Source organism: Stenotrophomonas sp. X (genome assembly GCF_055721025.1).
The window spans coordinates 2,791,803-2,811,020 of sequence record NZ_CM146756.1; the positions used below are offsets into that span (position 1 = coordinate 2,791,803).

General features: G+C 67.8%; 23 protein-coding genes. 16 read left to right on the forward strand and 7 right to left on the reverse strand.

Going from position 1 to position 19,218, the window contains the following annotated elements; genetic code table 11:
• Positions 1-44: 44 nt before the first annotated feature.
• The 3 genes from ACZ75I_RS12955 to ACZ75I_RS12965 all read right to left on the reverse strand — a co-directional run bounded on the left by ACZ75I_RS12955 (position 45) and on the right by ACZ75I_RS12965 (position 1,802).
• Positions 45-1,082, reverse strand: a complete 1,038-nt coding sequence (locus ACZ75I_RS12955; RefSeq protein ID WP_005417630.1) for a LacI family DNA-binding transcriptional regulator — start codon at positions 1,080-1,082, stop codon at positions 45-47.
• A gap of 148 nt (positions 1,083-1,230) precedes the next feature.
• The gene (locus ACZ75I_RS12960) at positions 1,231-1,506 is read right to left on the reverse strand and encodes a BolA family protein (RefSeq protein WP_005417632.1); all 276 of its coding nucleotides are present in this window, start codon (positions 1,504-1,506) and stop codon (positions 1,231-1,233) included.
• Complete coding sequence (locus tag ACZ75I_RS12965; RefSeq protein ID WP_180871072.1) at positions 1,503-1,802, reverse strand: YciI family protein; 300 nt, start codon at positions 1,800-1,802, stop codon at positions 1,503-1,505. The genes ACZ75I_RS12960 and ACZ75I_RS12965 overlap by 4 nt, the downstream gene beginning before the upstream one ends.
• Before the next feature lie 374 nt (positions 1,803-2,176).
• Between ACZ75I_RS12965 and ACZ75I_RS12970 the strand changes: the two genes are divergently transcribed.
• Genes ACZ75I_RS12970 through ACZ75I_RS12980 form a run of 3 tightly spaced genes read left to right on the forward strand, consistent with a single transcriptional unit; the run spans position 2,177 to position 5,583 of the window.
• Positions 2,177-3,082 carry a segregation and condensation protein A gene (locus ACZ75I_RS12970; protein WP_472958035.1) on the forward strand — a complete coding sequence of 302 codons (906 nt, stop codon included), beginning with the start codon at positions 2,177-2,179 and terminating at the stop codon, positions 3,080-3,082.
• Positions 3,083-3,095: 13 nt separating this feature from the next.
• The gene (gene scpB, locus ACZ75I_RS12975; protein ID WP_472958037.1) at positions 3,096-3,971 is read left to right on the forward strand and encodes an SMC-Scp complex subunit ScpB; all 876 of its coding nucleotides are present in this window, start codon (positions 3,096-3,098) and stop codon (positions 3,969-3,971) included.
• Positions 3,964-5,583, forward strand: coding sequence for a pseudouridine synthase (locus ACZ75I_RS12980; protein WP_061478013.1), 1,620 nt, complete (start codon positions 3,964-3,966; stop codon positions 5,581-5,583). The genes scpB and ACZ75I_RS12980 overlap by 8 nt, the downstream gene beginning before the upstream one ends.
• A 116-nt stretch (positions 5,584-5,699) precedes the next feature.
• On the opposite strand, the gene ACZ75I_RS12985 is transcribed toward ACZ75I_RS12980, so the two are convergent.
• The gene (locus ACZ75I_RS12985) at positions 5,700-6,488 is read right to left on the reverse strand and encodes an AraC family transcriptional regulator (protein WP_180871056.1); all 789 of its coding nucleotides are present in this window, start codon (positions 6,486-6,488) and stop codon (positions 5,700-5,702) included.
• A 90-nt stretch (positions 6,489-6,578) separates the two neighbouring features.
• On the opposite strand from ACZ75I_RS12985, the gene ACZ75I_RS12990 reads away from it, so the two are divergent.
• Entirely contained in the window at positions 6,579-7,706 is a 1,128-nt protein-coding gene (locus tag ACZ75I_RS12990) for an MFS transporter (protein ID WP_472958038.1), read from the forward strand.
• Positions 7,707-7,801: 95 nt separating this feature from the next.
• Positions 7,802-8,095, forward strand: a complete 294-nt coding sequence (locus tag ACZ75I_RS12995; RefSeq protein ID WP_346476898.1) for a hypothetical protein — start codon at positions 7,802-7,804, stop codon at positions 8,093-8,095.
• Here the strand turns inward: ACZ75I_RS12995 and ACZ75I_RS13000 are convergent.
• The 3 genes from ACZ75I_RS13000 to ACZ75I_RS13010 form a co-directional block, all read right to left on the reverse strand.
• On the reverse strand, positions 8,082-8,516 hold the full coding sequence (locus tag ACZ75I_RS13000) for a hypothetical protein (protein WP_061478014.1): 435 nt from the start codon (positions 8,514-8,516) through the stop codon (positions 8,082-8,084). The two genes, ACZ75I_RS12995 and ACZ75I_RS13000, sit on opposite strands and share 14 nt — an antisense overlap.
• A 103-nt stretch (positions 8,517-8,619) precedes the next feature.
• Positions 8,620-9,426, reverse strand: coding sequence for an amidohydrolase (locus ACZ75I_RS13005; RefSeq protein WP_472958041.1), 807 nt, complete (start codon positions 9,424-9,426; stop codon positions 8,620-8,622).
• Between the two features lie 14 nt (positions 9,427-9,440).
• Positions 9,441-10,589 (reverse strand): pyridoxal phosphate-dependent aminotransferase, encoded by a 1,149-nt coding sequence (locus tag ACZ75I_RS13010; protein WP_472958042.1) that lies wholly within the window; start codon positions 10,587-10,589, stop codon positions 9,441-9,443.
• 178 nt (positions 10,590-10,767) lie between these two features.
• On the opposite strand from ACZ75I_RS13010, the gene ccmA reads away from it, so the two are divergent.
• The 11 genes from ccmA (at position 10,768) to ACZ75I_RS13065 (ending at position 19,173) form a co-directional block, all read left to right on the forward strand.
• Entirely contained in the window at positions 10,768-11,397 is a 630-nt protein-coding gene (gene ccmA, locus ACZ75I_RS13015; RefSeq protein WP_014037834.1) for a heme ABC exporter ATP-binding protein CcmA, read from the forward strand.
• Entirely contained in the window at positions 11,394-12,089 is a 696-nt protein-coding gene (gene ccmB / locus ACZ75I_RS13020; protein WP_346476861.1) for a heme exporter protein CcmB, read from the forward strand. The genes ccmA and ccmB overlap by 4 nt, the downstream gene beginning before the upstream one ends.
• 43 nt (positions 12,090-12,132) lie before the next feature.
• Complete coding sequence (gene ccmC, locus ACZ75I_RS13025; protein ID WP_033832945.1) at positions 12,133-12,903, forward strand: heme ABC transporter permease CcmC; 771 nt, start codon at positions 12,133-12,135, stop codon at positions 12,901-12,903.
• The gene (locus tag ACZ75I_RS13030) at positions 12,900-13,088 is read left to right on the forward strand and encodes a heme exporter protein CcmD (RefSeq protein WP_134969232.1); all 189 of its coding nucleotides are present in this window, start codon (positions 12,900-12,902) and stop codon (positions 13,086-13,088) included. The genes ccmC and ACZ75I_RS13030 overlap by 4 nt, the downstream gene beginning before the upstream one ends.
• Positions 13,085-13,546 (forward strand): cytochrome c maturation protein CcmE, encoded by a 462-nt coding sequence (gene ccmE, locus ACZ75I_RS13035; RefSeq protein ID WP_134969231.1) that lies wholly within the window; start codon positions 13,085-13,087, stop codon positions 13,544-13,546. Before ACZ75I_RS13030 ends, ccmE begins: the two co-directional genes overlap by 4 nt.
• Positions 13,547-15,466, forward strand: a complete 1,920-nt coding sequence (locus ACZ75I_RS13040) for a heme lyase CcmF/NrfE family subunit (protein ID WP_472958044.1) — start codon at positions 13,547-13,549, stop codon at positions 15,464-15,466.
• 8 nt (positions 15,467-15,474) lie between these two features.
• Complete coding sequence (locus tag ACZ75I_RS13045) at positions 15,475-16,092, forward strand: DsbE family thiol:disulfide interchange protein (RefSeq protein WP_061478021.1); 618 nt, start codon at positions 15,475-15,477, stop codon at positions 16,090-16,092.
• A 4-nt stretch (positions 16,093-16,096) separates the two neighbouring features.
• On the forward strand, positions 16,097-16,552 hold the full coding sequence (locus ACZ75I_RS13050; RefSeq protein ID WP_472958045.1) for a cytochrome c-type biogenesis protein: 456 nt from the start codon (positions 16,097-16,099) through the stop codon (positions 16,550-16,552).
• Positions 16,546-17,535 (forward strand): tetratricopeptide repeat protein, encoded by a 990-nt coding sequence (locus ACZ75I_RS13055; protein WP_472958047.1) that lies wholly within the window; start codon positions 16,546-16,548, stop codon positions 17,533-17,535. The genes ACZ75I_RS13050 and ACZ75I_RS13055 overlap by 7 nt, the downstream gene beginning before the upstream one ends.
• Positions 17,536-17,715: 180 nt before the next feature.
• Positions 17,716-18,828 (forward strand): homoserine O-acetyltransferase MetX, encoded by a 1,113-nt coding sequence (metX, locus tag ACZ75I_RS13060; protein WP_231352209.1) that lies wholly within the window; start codon positions 17,716-17,718, stop codon positions 18,826-18,828.
• Positions 18,829-19,173 (forward strand): DUF1294 domain-containing protein, encoded by a 345-nt coding sequence (locus ACZ75I_RS13065; RefSeq protein ID WP_061478025.1) that lies wholly within the window; start codon positions 18,829-18,831, stop codon positions 19,171-19,173.
• The last annotated feature ends 45 nt before the right edge of the window (positions 19,174-19,218 follow it).

The following is a 19,218-nucleotide window of genomic DNA, read 5'->3' on the forward strand; positions in this document are numbered from 1 at the left end:
CGGTCCCTGCGATCAGTCAAAAAAAAGAAGAAACGCCTCTGGCTTCAACGGCCGGATGGCGGAGTGGTGGAATCGCGAACAATCAAGCGGGGAACCAGGGTCTGCTTGTCCCCTGCCCCATCCGTGGAGGTGCCGTCCATCAACTGCATCAGGCGCGTCATGGCCCGGTCGCCGAGCTCGGCGATGCTGACCTGCATGGTGGTCAGCGACGGGTGGACGAAACGCGCCAGTGGAATGTCATCGAAACCCGCCAGGGCCACATCGGCCGGCACACGGACCCCTGCCTGCGTGAACGCATACAGGCAGCCCAGGGCCATCATGTCGTTGGCGGCGAATACGGCATCGGGCAGCGCTCCGGCTGCCAGCAACTCCTGACCGGCACGATGGCCGGAAGCTTCGTCGAAATCACCGGGCAACTCGATGCCTTCGGCGCCACCGCCAGAAGCCGCCAGCGCGTCACGGAAGCCGCGCAGGCGCTCGCGCGCGTCGAAGTTGAGGTCCGGACCAGAAATGAAGGCAATGCGGCGGTGGCCGGCATCCAGCAGGTGGCGGGTCATCGCCATTGCGCCGGCGTGGTCGTCGATGCTCAGCACCGGGTGGTCCTGCCCGGGCAGATAGGTGTTGATCAACACCGTCGGCAACGACTGCGGCAGGTTGTCGGTCAGGAAGCCCGGACTCTCGGCATAGGGCGAAAGCACCAGCAGGCCGTCGACGCGGCCGCGCATGGCACGCAGGGCGGCGCCCTGCTGTTCCTGGTCACCGTGGTAGCTGGACACCAGCAGGTGCTGGCGGCGATTGCGGGCCACCCCGTCAATGCCGCGCATCAGCTCGGAGAAGAACTCGCCGTAAAGGTCAGGCAGCACCACGCCCACCGTATTGGTGCGGCGGCTGCTCAGGCTGCGGGCGGCGGCGTGCGGGGTGTAACGCAGCCGTGCGGCCACCTCCAGCACAAGCTGGCGGACCGGTTCGGCGACATTTTCATGCCCGTTGAGCGCGCGGGAAACCGTGGCCACGGAGACCCGGGCTTCGCGTGCGACGTCTTTGATTGTGATAGCTGCCTTGTTCACGAAGCCGCCCTCCACGGCTTGGACCTACCAGCATTGGCGCGGAATGTAAGCGTTTCCATCCAGGCTTGTAAACAGTCCGTTAGGCGAATGTCCCGAAATGGACATGAAAACCTGTCCGTGGCGAGGCCATGAAGGACCCGCCAGGACGGCGTGGGACAAGGGCTCAGCCCTGTTCTGACGGGGTCTGCGCGCGGATGGACAACGCGTGGATATCGGTCTCCATCATCGACCCCAGCGCGGCATAGACCGCGCGGTGCCGGGCAAGCGGCCCCAGCCCGGCGAAGCGCTCACTGACCACATGCACGTTGAAATGGCCGCGCCCGTCGCGCGCACCGGCATGGCCGGCGTGACGATGGCTGTCGTCCTCGATCTCCAGCACGCTCGGCGCCAGCGCCTGCTGCAGCGCATCACGGATCCGCTCGATCCGTTCCGCGTTCACGGCAGCACCTTGCGGAACGGCCGGACCTGCACGCGGGTGTAGACGCCTGCAGCCACGTACGGGTCGGCATCGGCCCAGGCCTGGGCCTGCGGCAGCGACTCGAACTGCGCGATCACCACCGAACCGCTGAAACCGGCCGGGCCCGGGTCTTCACTGTCCACCGCCGGGCATGGCCCGGCCAGCAGCAGGCGTCCCGCGTCGCGCAGCGCATGCAGCCGCGCCAGATGCTCCGGCCGCGCCTGCAGCCGCTGCGCCAGCACATCCCGGCCGTCATACCCTTCGATCACATACCACACCGGCATTTCCTCGCTTGCGTTGTCGGGTCCGCCGATTCTAGCCAATGCAGCCCCTGCCCCGGTCCGGCTGGACACTGGCGCAGCAAAGGCTTACCCTAGACTCCATTGCACGTGGCTGGATGCAGCAACCCGTCGGATTCTGCGGCCACGCAGCCCCCGACGACAGATCCGCTGCTTCAAACCGGACCACCTGGCCGGGCCACGTAGACGACCTCCCCGTAGTTCTGTCGCTGCCGTTTACTGCGGCGCGTCCTGCTGTTTGATATGTGTGGAATCGCGCCGATCCCGGCGTGTCTGGTGCCCTGGGGCTCCGTGGCGTTGGCCCGGCGAACCCGGTGCCGCGACTGGTCCGTTGCAATCCTGATGTCCATTAGATGACTTCCGAACTCGCGCTCGACGCGAACCCGCCAACCCGGCCGCCCGCCCCCCAGCAGCAGGAAATGCCGCTGGCCGTGGTGCATGGGCAACCGGTCCTGCAGATCCCGCAGGACCTGTACATCCCGCCGGACGCGCTGGAAGTCATCCTGGACGCCTTCGAAGGCCCGCTGGACCTGCTGCTGTACCTGATCCGCCGCCAGAACCTGGATGTGCTGGACATTCCCGTGGCCGAAATCACCCGGCAGTACGTGGAATACATCACCGTGATGCGCGAGCTGCGCTTCGAGCTGGCGGCCGAGTACCTGGTGATGGCCGCGATCCTGGCCGAGGTGAAGTCGCGGATGCTGCTGCCGCGCCCGGTCAGCGAGGAAGGCGATGAGGCCGACCCGCGCGCCGAGCTGGTGCGCCGGCTGCAGGAGTACGAACGTTTCAAGCAGGCCGCCGAGGACATCGACGCCCTGCCCCGCCAGGACCGCGACACCACGGTGGCGCATGCCTTCATGCCCGAGCGCGCCACGGTGAAGCTGCCGCCGCCGGTGGACCTGAAGGAAATGCTGCTGGCCCTGCACGACGTGCTCAAGCGCGCCGAGCTGTTCAGCGGCCACGCCATCAAGCGTGAGGCACTGAGCGTGCGGCAACGCATGGGCGAAGTACTGGGTCGCCTGGAAGACGGAAAGTTCTATCGTTTTGAAGGGCTGTTCACCGCCGAAGAAGGCAAGCTGGGCGTGCTGGTCACGTTCCTGGCGGTGCTGGAACTGGCCAAGGAACAGTTGCTGGACATCGTCCAGGAAGAACCGCTGGCGCCGATCTACGTGAAGTCGCTGGCCGCTGGAAACACCAACGCGCCGCTGCAGTTCAGCAGCGAGTTCGACGACAACGACGTCGCCAATGCCAACGAGTGAGCGCTGACTGCCGATGGATCAATCGCTGATCGACCGCATTGTCGAGGGTGCCCTGCTGGCCTCCAGCCAGCCACTCACCCTGGCCCAGCTGAAGGACCTGTTCCCGGAAGAGGAACCGGCACCGCCGGGCAGCATCGAACGTGCGCTGGAGCGCCTGCGCGAGGCCTGCGAAGGTCGTGGCGTGGAACTGGTCGAGGTCGCCTCCGGCTTCCGCTACCAGGTCACCAGCGAAGTACATGGCTGGATCAGCCGGCTGTGGACCGAACGCAAGACCCGCTACACCCGCGCCACCCTGGAAACCCTGGCGCTGATCGCCTACCGGCAGCCGATCACCCGCGGCGAGATCGAGCAGGTGCGCGGCGTGGCGGTCAGCAGCAACATCATCCAGGCACTGGAAGAACGCGAATGGATCCGCGTGGTCGGCCACCGCGACGTGCCCGGCAAGCCGGCGCTGTTCGGCACCACCAAGGGCTTCCTGGACTACTTCGGGCTGAAGCGGCTGGACGAACTGCCGCCGCTGTCGGAACTGAAGGACCTGGGTGAGCTGGAACCGCAGCTGGCCCTGGACCGTGATGCACCGGCCGTGGCCGGTGCCGAGGGTCCGGACATCTCGGCCGGCGCCGATGGCGTTGCCGCGAACGATGACGCCGACCTGGCCGGCAGTGACACCCCCGATTCCGCCAATGCAGCCCCTGCATCGGCCTCCGATGAGCAAGCACCTTCGCCCCTCGATGATGGGCACCCCGATTCCGCGCCGGGCGAGCGCGCGGTGCCAGTGAACGAACGCGAAGACAACGCCGTCGCGATGACGACCGTGGCTGTTGACCAAGCCGATTCCGAACCAGAGGCCGACCTCGAAACCGTCGGCCGGAGCAAAACTGATGAGTGACACCCCCCGTAACAAGCTCTCGCTGAAGCGCGAAGCCACCTCCGAACAGTTCAAGCTGGAAGAGCGCCTGCACAAGGTGCTGGCCCAGGCCGGCCTCGGCTCGCGCCGCGCGCTGGAACAGCGCATCGCCGAAGGCCTGGTCAAGGTCAACGGTGAAGTCGCGCAGACCGGCATGTCGGTCAAGAGCGGCGACAGGATCGAACTGGATGGCCGTGGCTTCGTCGCCACTGCCCTGGCCGAGCCGTCGCGCGTGCTGGTCTACAACAAGCCGGAAGGCCAGGTGACCACCCGCGAAGATCCCGAAGGCCGCCCGACCGTGTTCGAGTCGCTGCCGCCGCTGAAGGGCGCGCGCTGGATCGCGATCGGCCGCCTGGACATCAACACCACCGGCCTGCTGCTGGCCACCACCGACGGTGAGCTGGCCAACGCCATGATGCACCCGTCGTTCGAGGTCGAGCGCGAGTACGTGGTGCGCGTGCGTGCACCGGAAGGCGAGGAAAAGGTCTCCGACGCCATCGTCGACCGCCTCAGCCGTGGCGTCGCACTGGAAGACGGTCCGGCCAAGTTTGATGAGATCGAACGCATCGGCGGCACCGATTCCCACGACTGGTTCCGCGTCGTGGTGAAGGAAGGCCGCAACCGCGAAGTGCGCCGCCTGTGGGAATCGCAGGGCTGCCAGGTCAGCCGCCTGAAGCGCACCCGCTATGGCAAGGTGAGCCTGCCGCGCGAACTGGCCCGTGGCCATTCGGTGGAACTGGGCACCGCTCAGGTGGAAGCGCTGCGTGCGCAGCTGAAGCTGGAAGAAGGCGCTCCGTCGGCATTGACGCTGCAGCCGGTGATCGGCCAGCGCCGCGCCGCAAAGACCACCGTGCGCGTGCGCGAAGGTGGCCGCGGCAATGCCTATGTCAATGGCCACAACACCGCTGACGAAGGTCGCGAGCTGCGCCGTTTCGACAACGTCCGCGAAGACCGCGGCCGTGGTCGCGGCGGCAAGGGTGGCGGCTTCAAGGGCGGCCTGACGGTCAGCGGTGAAGCAGCAGCCAAGCAGTCGCAGAAGCCGTTCAAGCAGCGCGCGCCGAAGAATGACCGTTCGCTGCCGGAAGGCAATCCGGCCGCGTTCCGCACCTGGTACGTGCCCGATGGCGTGAGCACTGGCCCGAGCGGGCACCGCAATGCCGGCCCGGGCGCACGTGGCCCGGGTGCCCGTGGTCCGGGCGCGGGCGGCCAGGGCCGTCCGTACGGCAAGCCGAAGGGCCCGGGCGCCGCCGGCGGCCAGGGCCGTGGCGGTTTCGGTGGTGAAGGCCGTGGCGGCGCAGGCGGCCAGGGTCGTCCGGCCGGTGCCGGCAACCGCTCGCAGGGCCAGGGCAACAAGCACCCGTACGGTCATCCGGGCAACGCTCCGAGCTTCCCGTCCGACCATGCAACCCCGGGTTTCAACCCGTATGGCAGCCCGAAGCCGGCACAGGGCGCCCGTCCGGGCGGTCGTGGTCCGGGTGGTGGCAACCGTGGCCCCGGAGGTAACCGCGGCCCCGGCGGTCCGGGTGGCAACCGTGGTCCCGGCGGCAACCGCGGCCCGGGCGGCCCGCGCCGTAGCGGCCCACGCGGCGGCTGATCACAGGCCACGCTGAAATGAGAAACCCCGGCCCAGGCCGGGGTTTTTCTTTAAAAAGGGGACGGAGGGGATTAAGTCGTTTTCGCCACGCCATGTGTCGAAGGGGCGAAAACGACTTAATCCCCTCCGTCCCCTTTTGCGTGGCGCTGGAAAGCGGCGGGCGTGATGCCGGCCATGCTGCGGAAGAAGGCGATGAACGGGCTCTCGGCGGAGAAGCCAGTGTCCTGCGCCACATGCGCGACGCGATGCCCGAGCAGCAGCAGCTCCATGGCCCGCATCAGGCGCCATTGCTGGCGCCAGGCCTGATAGCCCATGCCGGTATCACGTTGCATCAGCCGGCCAATGGTGCGCACGCTCAGACCCGCGCGCTCGGCCAGCTCGCCCAGTTCGGGCGGCAGCTGTTCGGCCAGCGGCAGGCAACGTGCAATGCGTGGATCACGCGGCAAAGGCAGGTCCATCGGCGCCACCGGTGCAGCGGCGATTTCCAGCACGCACAACGCCAGTTGATGGTGTGCGCGCGGCAATTGCCAGTCATGGTCGAATGGTGCCTGCGCGATCGGCTCCAGCAAGGCCTGCAACAGCGGACCTACGCCGATGATCGCCGGTTGCCGGGGCAGCTGGGCCGACAGGGTGGCGTCGAAGTACAACGAACGGTAGTCGACCGCCTGGCGCATCTGCGCGCGATGGCGCAGCCCGCCCGGAATCCACGCCGCGCGCGCAGGCGGCAGCAGGCTGATGCGATCACCGTAGGTCAGGCGCGTACAGCCCTGCCGGGTGTAGAGCAGCTGCGCACGTGCATGCTGGTGCCAACCCGAATCGTGATCCGCCAGTGACGCCGCGATCCCCAGCACCGGAGCGCTCCAGGCATCAGCGTCGAAGGGCGCGTCCGGCTGCAACCAGGCCATGTCCGATTTCATATATCCAATGACAGGATGGAGAGAGTGCGCCATTGCAGGCACGACCACAATGCGCGGCCCTGTTCGTGGAGCGCCCGCATGTCGCGTCGCCTGTTGTTGCTCACCATCGCGCTGCTGATGTTTCCCCAGCTGGCGCAGACCCTGTACAGCCCGGCCCTGGCCGATCTGGCCAAACGCTTCGCCCTGCCGCCGGGTACCGCAAGCCAGGCCATGAGCCTGTATCTGTTCGGCTTCGCTGCAGGCGTGCTGCTGTGGGGGCGCCTGGCTGATCGTATCGGTCGTCGCCCAGCCCTTCTCTGTGGCCTCGGCGTCTTTGCCGCGGCTGCACTGGGCGGCCTGCTGGCTGGCAGCTTCGGCCCGGTGTTGCTGGCCCAAGCGCTGGCTGCGGTCGGCGCCGCCGCCGCTTCGGTGGTCACCCAGACCGTGCTGCGCGACCATCTGCAGGGGCCGGCGTTGCCGCAGGCATTCTCCTGGATCGGCATGGCCCTGGCCCTGAGCCCGGCCATCGGCCTTGCACTGGGCACGCTGCTGGTCGCCGCCCATGGCTACGTCGGCGTACAGTCCGGCCTGCTGCTGATCGCTGCCCTGCTGGCAGTCGCATGCCTGGCGGGCCTGCGTGAAAGCCGCCCTGCACATATCCCGCACACACCCATGCTGCCGCTGTTGCGGCAACTGCTGCGCGATCGCTGGATCTGGTCACACGCGTTGCTGGTGATGGCCTTCAACGTGGCGATGTACAGCTGGTATGTACTCGGCCCCTTCGTGTTTGCGCGTCTGCACTGGCCAGCCGTCTGGTTCGGCACCAGCGGCGCGGTGCTGGCACTGGGCTCGGCACTCGGCGCGTGGAGCAATGGCCGCCTGCTGCGTGCAGGCGTTGCCACAACCACGCGCATCCGCATCGCCGCAGGCCCGGTCCTGACGGGAGGCTTGCTGGCGGCGCTGCTGCATGATCACCCTGCCCTGGTCGCGGCGATGGTGCCGGTAGTGACGGGTTTTGGCCTGGCCATTCCCAATGTGCTCGGCCAGGCCCTGCGCAGCTATCCACACTGTCTCGGCAGCGCAGGCGCGCTGTTCGGCCTGCTCTACTACCTGTTGATCGGTGCGGCAATGGCGCTGGTCGGTGCAGTGCAGATGCTGGCACCGACCGTTATCGTGTGTGGCCTGCTGGCCTTGTGGCTGCAACGGCGGCGTCCCGCTGCGACCTAGGAATTGCTGCAAATGGAGCGCACTGTGCGCGGCTTCCAGGAACGGCTTTGATTCGCTGGCTATCGTGCGCGCTGTCCTACCCAAGGCAGATGCCCATGATCACCATCACCGCCGAGCAGGCCCGCGCCAATGCTGGCGCCGCCAAGCGCCCGATCGAACTGTTCTACCGCGACCTCGACAACGCCATCCAGGCCGGCTCGGAAAATGGCCGCCGCTACATCGTGTTCGGCTTCAGCCAGGTAATGGCCAGCGAGCAGCTCGTCGAAGACGCGGTCGCACAATTGCTGAAAAATGGTTTCGATGTCGAACGGCTGTTGAGCGACTCCGAACAGCACTACATCCGCATCAGCTGGGGAACTGCCGAGCCGACGCGCCTCAGCGCCGGCTGATGGTGAAGGCGGCGCCGTCCACGCCCAGGTCCCAGCCCTTGCCGGTACCGGACAGGGCCAGCGAGATGTCACCCTTGGTCATCACCTGCGCGTTGCTGGACTTCACGGCACCCGCATGCGCACCAACCGAGGCGTAGGTGCCCAGCAGTTCGTTGACGCTGACGGCGCCAGTGAAGCTGCCACGGCCATTGGTGATCTTCGACTTGCCCACGGTCAGGCCGCCGCCCTTCACTTCGATACGTACCGGCATGCTGGCGCCATTGCTGCAGGTGACGGTGCCGTTGCCGGAGGCGGTCTTGTAGATCAGCGACCAGCCGGACAGGTTGTAGCGCAGCTGGCAATCGAGATTGCCGGCAGCGTGCGCAGCCGGGGCCAGCGTTGCAGCAGACAGGGCCAGCAGCACGGCGAAAGGCTTGTTCATGGCAGGACTTCCAGTTCGGTCGGACTGACGGCGAATCTAGCAGCGCGCGCGTGCACGTTGGATGCAGGCGCGCGCGCTGGTGCGGCGTTGTTCAGGCCGTGGCTCAGGCCTGTTCGTCCAGGTGGAAGGCATCGGCATCGAGCATCGCCGGGAAGCGCGCGCGATGCGCGGCCAGGGCATCGGCCGAGATGGTGGTGGTCACCACCTGTTCGCGTTCGCGGATCTCCACCTGCGGCTGGCCGAGGAAGTCGATCACCGCGCTGTCGCCGGCGTAGTGCAGCTGGTTGCCGTCCACGCCGACGCGGTTTACCGCCGCCACGAAGCACAGGTTCTCGATCGCGCGCGCGCGCATCAGGGTCTTCCACGCATAGGCGCGCGCCGACGGCCAGTTGGCCACGAAGATCTGCAGATCGAAGTCCAGCTGCTGCGGACGCTCGACGTTGTAGCGGTTGCGGCAGAACACCGGGAAGCGCAGGTCGTAGCAGACCTGCGGATTGATCCGCCAGCCCTTCCATTCCACGCTCAGGCGCTCACGGCCGGCGGCATAACGCTCGTGCTCGCCGCCGTAACGGAACAGGTGGCGCTTGTCGTAGTACTCCAGCGTGCCATCGGGCGTGGCGAACAGCAGGCGGTTGTAGACGCCTTCGCCATCACGCAGCTGCACGCTGCCGATCACCGCCGCGTTCAAGGCCCTGGCCTGCTCGCGCACCCAGGCCACGGTCGGGCCGTCCATGCCTTCGGCCTGGGCAATGGCCTCGTTGGAGAAACCACTGGTGAAGGTCTCCGGCAGGATCACCAGGTCAGTGGTGCCGGCCAGCGGTGCCAGCAGCGCGCCGTAGTAGGCGCGGTTGCCGGCCGGGTCGTGCCAGCGGGTGTCGCCCTGGACGAGGGAAATGCGCAGGTCCTGCATGTCCACGCCTCCGCTCACAGCAGGCGCAGGCGTTCGATCGCCGCGTCCATGGTCGCTTCGTTCTTGGCGAAGCACAGGCGCACCAGGCGCTGGCCGGCCGGAGAAGTCTCGTAGAACGGCGACAGCGGGATGGCGGTCACGCCCTTCTCGATGGTCAGCCACTTCACGAACTCATGGTCCGGCAGGTCGCTGATGGCCGAGTAGTCGACCAGCTGGAAGTAGCCGCCCGGTACCGGCAGCGCCTTCAGGCGGGTGCTGGCCAGCTGCTCGCGGAAGCGGTCGCGCTTGGCCTGGTAGAACGCGCCCAGTTCCAGGTGGTGTTCCGGCTCATCGCGGATCATCGCGGCGAAACCGTACTGCGCCGGGCCGAAGCTGGTGAAGGTGTTGTACTGGTGCACCTTGCGGAACTCGGCGGTCAGCGCCGGCGGGGCGATCGCATAGCCGATCTTCCAGCCGGTGCAGTGGTAGGTCTTGCCGAAGCTGGAGATCACGAACGCGCGCTCGCGCAGTTCCGGGTAGCGCAGCGCTGACTCATGGCGACGGCCGTCGTAGATGATGTGCTCATACACTTCATCGGAAATCAGGTAGATCTGCGTGCCGCGCAGCAGTTCGGCCAGCGCCTGCATGTCCTGCGCCGACAGCATCGCGCCGGACGGATTGTGCGGGGTGTTGACGATCAACATGCGGGTGCGCGGGGAGATCGCTGCACGCACGCGATCCCAATCGACGGCGAAAGTCTGCGGATCGAGCGACACATGCACCGCCTTGGCGCCGGCCAGGTCGATCGCCGGCTCGTAGCAGTCGTAGGCCGGGTCGAGCACGATCACTTCCTCGCCCGCACGCACCACGGCGTGGATGGCGTTGAAGATGGCCTCGGTGCCGCCGCTGGTGACGGTGATCTCGCTGTCCGCATCCACCTGCGCGCCGTAGCAGTCCAGCGCCTTCTGGGCGATGGCCTGGCGCAGCGGGGCCACGCCGGTCATCGGCGGGTACTGGTTCAGCCCGGCGGCCATCGCCTTGGCCGTCTCATCGATCAGGCGCTGCGGCGCGGAAAAGTCCGGGAAACCCTGGCCCAGGTTGACCGCGCCGTGTTCGGCGGCGAGCTGGGACATCACGGTGAAGATCGTGGTACCGACCTTGGGCAGCTTGGTGGTGGGTTGCATCGGCCTGGACTGTGGGGAACAAGGCCTCCGAGTTTACGCAATCCGCGCGTCGGTAGTGCCGGCCGCTGGCCGGCAACCTCGGCTGGCAGATGGCGAAATTGCCGGCCAGCGGCCGGCACTACCCTGTGAATTCACCGCTACAATTGCCACCGCACTCCGGCATGAAGACCCCTGCCCCTTGAACACCCCTGCATTGCTGGCCGCCAGCGGCCTGAGCTTCTCCCGCAATGACGAGCCGGTGTTCGGCCCGCTGGACTTCCATGTGGACGCGGGTGAAGCCCTGCTGGTGCAGGGTGGCAACGGCGCCGGCAAGACCACCCTGCTGCGCGTGCTGGCCGGCCTGGCCCGGCCCGGGGCCGGCCAGGTGCGGATCGACGGCAAGCCGGCCAGCAACGCCGAGCGTGCGCGCTATGTCGCCTATCTCAGCCACCTGCCGGCGCTGAAGCCGGACCTCGGCACGCTGGAGAACCTGCACTTCCTGTGCGGCCTGCACGGCCGTCGTGCGCGGCAGATGCCCGGCAACGCGCTGGCCATCGTCGGCCTGGCCGGTTACGAGGACACTCTGGTACGCCACCTGTCGGCCGGGCAGAAGCGGCGGCTGGCACTGGCGCGCATCTGGCTGTCGCCGGCGCCACTGTGGCTGCTCGACGAACCCTACGCCAACCTCGACCTGGAGGGCATCACTCTGGTCAACCGGATGATTTCGGCGCACCTGCGCGCCGGTGGCGCTGCGCTGGTCACCACCCACGGCGCCTATGCCGCACCGCCGGTGCGCACCCGCCAGCTCGACCTCGGCGGTGCCGCATGATCGCGCCGGGCACCGAACCAGGCCTGTGGCAGACCGCAGGCGCCCTGCTCAAGCGCGACCTGCGCCTGCTCTGGCGCCGCCGCGGCGACGCGCTGCAACCGCTGCTGTTCGCGGTGCTGGTGGTGGTGCTGTTCGCGCTGGCCCAGGGTCGTGAGCCACAACTGCTGGCCGCTACCGCCGGCGCGGTGCTGTGGCTGGCCGTGCTGCTGGCGGGACAGCTGTCGCTGGATTCGCTGTTCCGTTCCGACGCCGAAGATGGCTCGCTGGAACAGTGGCTGCTGGCGCCGGTGCCGCTGGCCTGGCTGGTACTGGTGCGCGTACTGCTGCACTGGGCCACCACGGCACTGCCGTTGATCGTGGTCAGCCCGCTGCTGGCCGAAATGCTGCATCTGCCGCATGACCAGCTGCCGATGTTGCTGGCATCGTTGCTGCTGGGAACGCCGTTGCTGAGCCTGATCGGTGGCGTGGTCGCTGCACTGACCGTCGGCATCCGGCGCTCTGGTATTCTCGTGGCGTTGCTGTCGTTGCCGCTGTACGTGCCGGTGCTGGTGTTCGGTGCAGGCAGCCTGGCGGCAGCCGGACGCGGGCAGGATCCGGTCGGTGCGCTGCTGATGCTGGGCGCCGCCCTGCTGGTCGCGCTGGTGCTGGCGCCGCTGGCCACCGCCGCTGCAATACGTATTTCTCTGAGTTGACCGAGCTGAGAGCCAATCCACCCCTGCTGGATAGCCGCCACGCATGAATCCGATTGTCCGCTGGTTCCACCAACTCGGTTCGCCTCCCACGTTCGACCGTTTCGCTGCCCGCTGGTCGCGGGTGTTCTACCTTGCGGCAGTGCCGGTGCTGCTGGTCGGCATGTGGCAGGCGCTGCTGGTGGTGCCGCCGGAAGCCAAGCAGCTGGACAGCTTCCGCATCCTCTACATCCACGTGCCCAGTGCCTGGATGAGCCTGTTCGTGTTCGCGCTGATGGCGCTGTATGCCGCGATCGCGCTGATCTGGCGGATCAAGGTCTGCGAGATCCTGGCCATGGCCTGCGCGCCGATGGGCGCCGGCTTCACCCTCATCACCCTGCTGACCGGCAGCATCTGGGGCAAGGGCACCTGGGGCACCTGGTGGGACTGGGACCCGCGCATGACCAGCGAACTGGTACTGCTGTTCCTGTACCTGGGCGTGATCGGCCTGTACCACGCCATCGAGGACCGCCGCAGCGCTGCGCGCGCCGCCGGCCTGCTGGCCATTGTAGGTGTCAGCCTGCTGCCGGTGATCCGCTATTCGGTGGACTGGTGGGGTGGCCTGCACCAGCGCCAGTCGATCAACGTGTTCGGTGAATCGGCGATCAGCAGCGCGATGATCGCGCCGCTGTGGTGGATGGTGATCGGCACCAAGTTCTGGTTCGCCGGTTCGGTGCTGGCCAAGGCCCGCGCCGACAATCTCGACCGCGAGGCCGGCAAGGCCTGGGTCGGCGGCCGTGTCGATGCCGCGCGCGCCTCACGGGAAGCCCAGCCATGACCCACCTGCCCTATGTGATCGGCGCCTACGCCGTATTCGTGCTGGTGCTCGGCGCCGATGCCCTAGGTTCGTGGCTGCGCCTGCGCGTGGCGCGCCGGCTGGCACTGGCCCGGCAGCAACGGCAGCAGACCCGCGCTGGCAGGCAGGACGCTGCGACGCCGCTGTCGACGGAGCTGGAACGATGACCCCGGTGCAGCGTCGCCGCCTGGTATGGGTGCTGCTCGCCCTGCTCGCCTCCGGCCTGGCCACCGCGCTGGTGGCGATGGCGCTGGAGCGCAACATCGCCTACCTGTACACCCCTTCGGAAGTGCTGCGCGGCGATGTCGGTGCACAGTCGCGTTTCCGCTTGGGCGGCATGGTGGTGAAGGGCTCCTTCAACCGCCCGGTCGGCTCGCTGGAGGCGCGCTTCGACGTGACCGACGGCGATGCACAGCTGGCGGTGACCACCTCGCGGATCCTGCCGGACATGTTCGCCGAAGGCACCGCGGTGGTCGCCAGTGGCCGCCTGCAGGACGGTGTCTTCGTCGCCGACGAAGTGCTGGCCAAGCACGATGAGAAGTACGTGCCGAAGGAAGTGGCCGACAAGATGGGCGATGCCCATCGCAAGCACGACGTGCCGGTGACGGCCCCCGAGGTGCGCTGAGTGCTGCCCGAACTGGGTCAGATCCTGCTGTTGTGTGCGTTGCTGGCCTCGCTGCTGCAGGCCGGCCTGCCGCTGGTCGGTGCGCATCGCAACAACGCGGCATGGATGGCAGTGGCGCGGCCTGCCGCCTTCGCGCAGCTGCTGCTGTTGGCCGGCGCCTTCGCGGTGCTGACCGCCGCGTTCGTGCAGCAGGATTTCTCGGTGCGCTACGTGGCCGAGAACTCCAATTCGCTGCTGCCGCTGATCTACCGCTATTCGGCGGTGTGGGGCGCGCATGAGGGCTCGCTGCTGATGTGGGCGCTGGTGCTGGCATTGTGGACCGGCGCGGTGGCGCTGTTCTCGCGGCACCTGCCGGCACCGGTGCAGGCCCGCGTGCTGGCAGTGATGGGCGTGGTCAGCGTCGGCTTTCTCGCCTTCCTGATCTTCACCTCCAATCCGTTCCTGCGCCTGAACCCGGCGCCGCTGGAAGGCCGCGACCTCAACCCGCTGCTGCAGGACCCGGGGCTGATCATCCACCCGCCGATGCTGTACATCGGTTACGTGGGCTTTGCGGTGCCGTTTGCGTTCGCGGTGGCGGCATTGCTGGAAGGTCGCCTGGATGCACGCTGGCTGCGCTGGACGCGGCCGTGGACCAACGTTGCCTGGGGCTTTTTGACCCTGGGCATCGCACTGGGCAGCTGGTGGGCCTACTACGAGCTGGGCTGGGGCGGCTGGTGGTTCTGGGACCCGGTGGAAAATGCCAGCTTCATGCCGTGGCTGGTCGGTGCGGCACTGATCCATTCACAGGCCGTCACCGAAAAGCGCGGCACCTTCGGCAGCTGGACCCTGCTGCTGGCGATCGCCGCCTTCGCGCTGTCGCTGCTGGGCACCTTCCTGGTGCGCTCGGGCGTGCTGACCAGCGTGCATTCATTCGCCGCCGATCCTTCGCGCGGCCTGTTCATCCTGGTGTTCCTGTCAGTGCTGGTCGGTGGCAGCCTGCTGCTGTACGCGCTGCGCGCCAGCCAGCTGAGCGTGGATGCCGATGATCCGCGCCGTGGCTTCACCGCCACCTCGCGCGAGACCCTGCTGCTGGCCAACAACCTGCTGCTGGCCACCGCCTGCGCGATGGTGCTGCTCGGCACGCTGTACCCGCTGCTGGCCGATGCGCTGTCGCTGGGCAAGATCTCGGTCGGTCCGCCCTACTTCGGCAGCCTGTTCCTGCTGCTGATGGCACCGATGATCCTGTTGCTGCCGTTCGGCCCACTGGTGAAATGGCAGCGTGACCAGCCCTCGCGCGCCTTCGCGCTGCTGGCACCCTGGCTGGGCCTGGCAGTATTGCTGGGCGCGCTGGCCTGGTGGCAGGCACCGCAGAATGGCTGGAAGGCCGGTATCGGCGTCGCCGCTGCGGCCTGGGTCGCACTCGGCACCGCACGCTTCGTCTGGCAGCGCCTGCGCGGCAATGGCCGCTTCACCGCCGAGATGCTCGGCATGATCGTCGCCCACGCCGGCATCGCCGTGTTCCTGGCCGGCGCGCTGCTGGTGGAGGCGCTGAACGTGCAGCGCGAAGTGGCGCTGGCGCCGGGCCAGCAGCTGGTGGTCGGTCGCTACGAAGTCCGCTTCGAAGGCGTGGACCATCGCGAAGGGCCGAATTTCATCGCTGATCGAGGCCACCTGCGGGTGTTCCGCAACGGCCGCGAGCAGGCCCTGCTGCATCCCGAGAAGCGCCAGTACGCCAGTGGCGGCCAGGTGATGACCGAGGCCGGCATCGATGCACGCTTCGACGGTGATGTCTACGTGGCATTGGGCGAGCCGCTGGGCAACAATGCATGGGCGGTCCGGGTGCACATCAAGCCGTTCGTGCGCTGGATCTGGCTCGGCGCGCTGCTGATGGCCCTGGGCGGATTCATCACCGCCGCCGACCGCCGTTTCCGTCGTCCGTAGGAGTTCCCATGTCCGAGTCCCCCGCCCCGCGCCCCTCCCGCCCGCTGCCGCCGGTAGCCATCGTGATCGGCGTGCTGTTCTTCTTCGGCCTGCTCGGGCTGATGATCTATGGGGTGATGAAATCGGGCGACCCGCAGCGCGACGTACTGCCGTCGGCACTGATCGACAAGCCGGCGCCGGCGTTCGCGCTGCCAGTGCTGCATGACCCGGAAATGATCGTACACAGCGACGAGCTGCGCGGCGCGCCCTATCTGCTGAACGTCTGGGGCAGCTGGTGCGCGGCCTGCCGTGAGGAACACCCGGTGTTGACCCGCTTTGCCGAGAGCAAGCGCGTGCGCGTGATCGGCTACAACTGGAAGGATGATCCGACCGACGCGCTGCACTGGCTGGAACAGCTGGGCAACCCGTTCATGGTGGTGCTCAGTGACGTCGAGGGCCGCACCGCGATCGACTGGGGCGTGACCGCCGCACCGGAGACGTTCCTGGTCGATGGCAGTGGCATCGTGCGCTGGAAGTACAGTGGCGCGATGACCCAGCGCGTGGTCGACGAGAAGCTGATCCCGGCACTGGAGAAGATCGAGAAGGCCCAGGGCAGTGCCGGCAACACCCTGCAAACGGCGCCCTGAACCCATGCGCTGGCTGCTGGCGTTGCTGCTTCTGATTCTGATGCTGCCGCTGGCGGCGCTGGCCCAGCAGCCGCTGCACGATCCGCAGCCGCTGCAGTTCCGCGATGATGCCGAGGAACGCCGCTTCCATGACCTGGCCGCGCAGCTGCGCTGCGTGCAGTGCCAGAACCAGTCGCTGGCCGATTCGAACGCGCAGATCGCCCAGGACCTGCGCCGCGAGGTGCTGCAGCTGATGCAGCAGGGCCACGACGACGCGCAGATCAAGCAGTTCCTGGTCGCCCGCTACGGTGAGTTCGTGCTCTATCAACCACCGTTGCAGCCGGGCACCTGGCTGCTGTGGGGTGGCCCCCTGCTGGTGCTCGGCGCCGGTGCACTGGTGGTGCTGGGCATCGTCCGCCGGCGTGGACGCACCGTCGGCGCGGCGCCGGCCGGCAAGGCCGATGAAGGAGACGGATGGTGAACCATTGGCTGCCGGTGCTGGCTGGCCTGGTTGCTGCGCTGATGGCAGCACTGGTGCTGTGGCCGTTGCGCCACCACGGTCGTCGCGGTTTCGTGGTCGGCGTGTTCGCACTGGGCGTGGCCGGTGCCTGCCTGTACCTGCTGGTCGGTGATCCGCGTGCAGCACAGGTACAGCCGACGCCGTCGGTAGCCACCCTGCGCGATGGCGTGCAGGCCCTGCAGGATGCACTGGAGCGTGACCCACAGCGGGCCGATGGCTGGGCGCTGCTGGGCCGGTCGCAGGCCGAACTGGGCAACGCCGCAGCCGCGGCGGACGCCTTCGCACGTGCCGCCGCTCTCGCCCCGGAAGACCCCGGCGTGCTGGTGGAAGCGGCGCAGGCACGTGCGCAGGCCGATGCCGGCAAGCAGTTCGATGACACCGCGATGGCCTGGTTGCAACAAGCGCGTGCACAGGCACCCGATGCCGAGCGCGCCAGCTGGCTGCTGGGCATCGCCCTGCGCCAGCGCGGAAGGAATGCCGAGGCCGCGGATGTGTGGAGCGGCCTGCTGCCACGGCTTGAGCCCGGCGCCGCGCAGGCGCTGCAGGCGCAGATCGCCATTGCCCGCGAGGCCGCCGGCCAGGCGCCCGATGCTGGCGCTGCGGCGCCACCGGCGCAGCTGCAGGTGCGCGTGCAGCTGCCGGCACTGAACAACGCCGAGTGGCCCGCCAGCACCCAGGTGTTCGTGCTGGCCCGTGCCGTCGGTGGCCCGCCGATGCCGGTGGCCGCTCGCAAGCTGCCGCTGAGCGGATTCCCGGACACGGTCGGGCTGGGCGACGGTGACAGTCCGATGCCAACCGCACCGCTGTCAGCCCATCGCGAAGTGGAAGTACTGGCACGCATCTCACCCACCGGCAGCGCCAACCGCAGCGAGGGCGACCTGCAGAGCGTTCCGGTGAAGGTAAGCCTGCCGCATGAAGGCGTGGTGGAACTGCGGTTTCCCTGACTTGTAGAGCCGAGCCCACGCTCGGCTGCGATTGGGTTGCCGGCGCCCGCCAGCCGAGCATCGGTTCGGCTCTACAGCAGATCCACGCCATGCGTGGATACGACGGTCCGGTCCGCGTGCACCCGCTGCTGGAAACCAGCGTGTCGCCAGCTCCACATGCCGCCCCGCTAGAATGCGTGCATGACCGAATTCATCCCGCCCGGCACCCGCTTCCACGCCCTGCCTTCGCCGTTCCCGTTCAAGCGCGGTGGCGCCCTGCACGGCGCGCGCGTGGCCTACGAGACCTGGGGAACGCTGGCGGCCGATGCCAGCAATGCGATCCTGATCGTGACCGGCCTGTCCCCAGACGCGCATGCAGCGGCCAACGAGGCCAACCCGGCACCGGGCTGGTGGGAAGCGATGGTTGGCCCCGGCAAACCCATCGATACCAACCGCTGGTTCGTGGTGTGCGTGAATTCGCTGGGCAGCTGCAAGGGCTCGACCGGCCCCGCTTCGCTCAACCCGGCCAACGGTCAGCCCTACCGCCTGGACTTCCCCGAGCTGTCGATCGAAGACGGTGCCCGCGCCGCCGTCGACGTCGTGCGTGCACTAGGTATCGAGCGGCTGGCCTGCGTGGTCGGCAACTCGATGGGCGGCATGACGGCCCTTGCCATCCTGATGCTGCATCCGGGCATCGCGCGCAGCCACGTCAACATTTCCGGCAGCGCGCAGGCGTTGCCGTTCTCGATCGCGATCCGCTCGCTGCAGCGCGAGGCGATCCGCCTTGACCCGCGCTGGAATGGCGGCCACTACGACGATGCCGAGTACCCCGAGTCCGGCATGCGCATGGCGCGCAAACTGGGCGTGATCACCTACCGCTCCGCGCTGGAGTGGGATGGCCGCTTCGGCCGCGTGCGGCTGGATTCGGACCAGACCGACGACGATCCGTTCGGCCTGGAATTCCAGGTGGAAAGCTATCTGGAAGGCCACGCACGGCGCTTCGTGCGTTTCTTCGATCCCAACTGCTACCTGTACCTGAGCCGCTCGATGGACTGGTTCGACCTGGCCGAGTATGCCGACGGCGACGTGCTGGCCGGGCTCGCAAAGATCCGCGTGGAGAAGGCGCTGGCGATCGGCGCCAACACCGATATCCTGTTCCCCGTGCAGCAGCAGCAACAGGTTGCCGATGGCCTGCGCGCCGGCGGTGCCGATGCGCACTTCATCGGCCTGGAATCGCCGCAGGGCCACGACGCCTTCCTCGTCGATTTCGAGCGTTTCGGCCCGGCCGTGCGCGGCTTCCTCGACGCGCTGTAAGTGGCGTGGCGGCGTAATCTCGCGCTGGCTGCCTTCGGCGCGTTGATCGCGCTGATGATCAGCGGCGTGCTGCCGCTGTGGCTGGGCGGCTGGTGCGTGCTGGCCAGCGCAGTGTCGTTCGGCCTCTATGGCCATGACAAGCGCGCGGCGCAGCGAAAGCAGTGGCGGATTCCCGAGCGCACCCTGCAGCTGCTGGCCTTTGCCGGTGGTTGGCCCGGCGCGCTGCTGGGCCAGGCGATGTTCCGCCACAAGCACCGCAAGGCCGCGTTCCAATGGGTGTTCTGGCTGTGCGTGCTGGCCAACGTGGCCTCGATCGCGGTACTGCTGCGCGAGTTCTCGCGATAGCCAACCTGTAGAGCCGAGCCCATGCTCGGCTGCCTCTGCTCTACA

Coding starts and splice junctions, on each gene's coding strand:
- ACZ75I_RS12970 (WP_472958035.1), top strand. CDS start 2,177: ATGACTTCCGAACTCGCGCTCGACGCGAACCCGCCAACCCGGCCGCCC.
- scpB (WP_472958037.1), top strand. CDS start 3,096: ATGGATCAATCGCTGATCGACCGCATTGTCGAGGGTGCCCTGCTGGCC.
- ACZ75I_RS12980 (WP_061478013.1), top strand. CDS start 3,964: ATGAGTGACACCCCCCGTAACAAGCTCTCGCTGAAGCGCGAAGCCACC.
- ACZ75I_RS12985 (WP_180871056.1), bottom strand. CDS start 6,488: ATGGCCTGGTTGCAGCCGGACGCGCCCTTCGACGCTGATGCCTGGAGC.
- ACZ75I_RS12990 (WP_472958038.1), top strand. CDS start 6,579: ATGTCGCGTCGCCTGTTGTTGCTCACCATCGCGCTGCTGATGTTTCCC.
- ACZ75I_RS12995 (WP_346476898.1), top strand. CDS start 7,802: ATGATCACCATCACCGCCGAGCAGGCCCGCGCCAATGCTGGCGCCGCC.
- ACZ75I_RS13000 (WP_061478014.1), bottom strand. CDS start 8,516: ATGAACAAGCCTTTCGCCGTGCTGCTGGCCCTGTCTGCTGCAACGCTG.
- ACZ75I_RS13005 (WP_472958041.1), bottom strand. CDS start 9,426: ATGCAGGACCTGCGCATTTCCCTCGTCCAGGGCGACACCCGCTGGCAC.
- ACZ75I_RS13010 (WP_472958042.1), bottom strand. CDS start 10,589: ATGCAACCCACCACCAAGCTGCCCAAGGTCGGTACCACGATCTTCACC.
- ccmB (WP_346476861.1), top strand. CDS start 11,394: ATGATCGCGCCGGGCACCGAACCAGGCCTGTGGCAGACCGCAGGCGCC.
- ccmC (WP_033832945.1), top strand. CDS start 12,133: ATGAATCCGATTGTCCGCTGGTTCCACCAACTCGGTTCGCCTCCCACG.
- ACZ75I_RS13030 (WP_134969232.1), top strand. CDS start 12,900: ATGACCCACCTGCCCTATGTGATCGGCGCCTACGCCGTATTCGTGCTG.
- ccmE (WP_134969231.1), top strand. CDS start 13,085: ATGACCCCGGTGCAGCGTCGCCGCCTGGTATGGGTGCTGCTCGCCCTG.
- ACZ75I_RS13045 (WP_061478021.1), top strand. CDS start 15,475: ATGTCCGAGTCCCCCGCCCCGCGCCCCTCCCGCCCGCTGCCGCCGGTA.
- ACZ75I_RS13050 (WP_472958045.1), top strand. CDS start 16,097: ATGCGCTGGCTGCTGGCGTTGCTGCTTCTGATTCTGATGCTGCCGCTG.
- ACZ75I_RS13055 (WP_472958047.1), top strand. CDS start 16,546: ATGGTGAACCATTGGCTGCCGGTGCTGGCTGGCCTGGTTGCTGCGCTG.
- metX (WP_231352209.1), top strand. CDS start 17,716: ATGACCGAATTCATCCCGCCCGGCACCCGCTTCCACGCCCTGCCTTCG.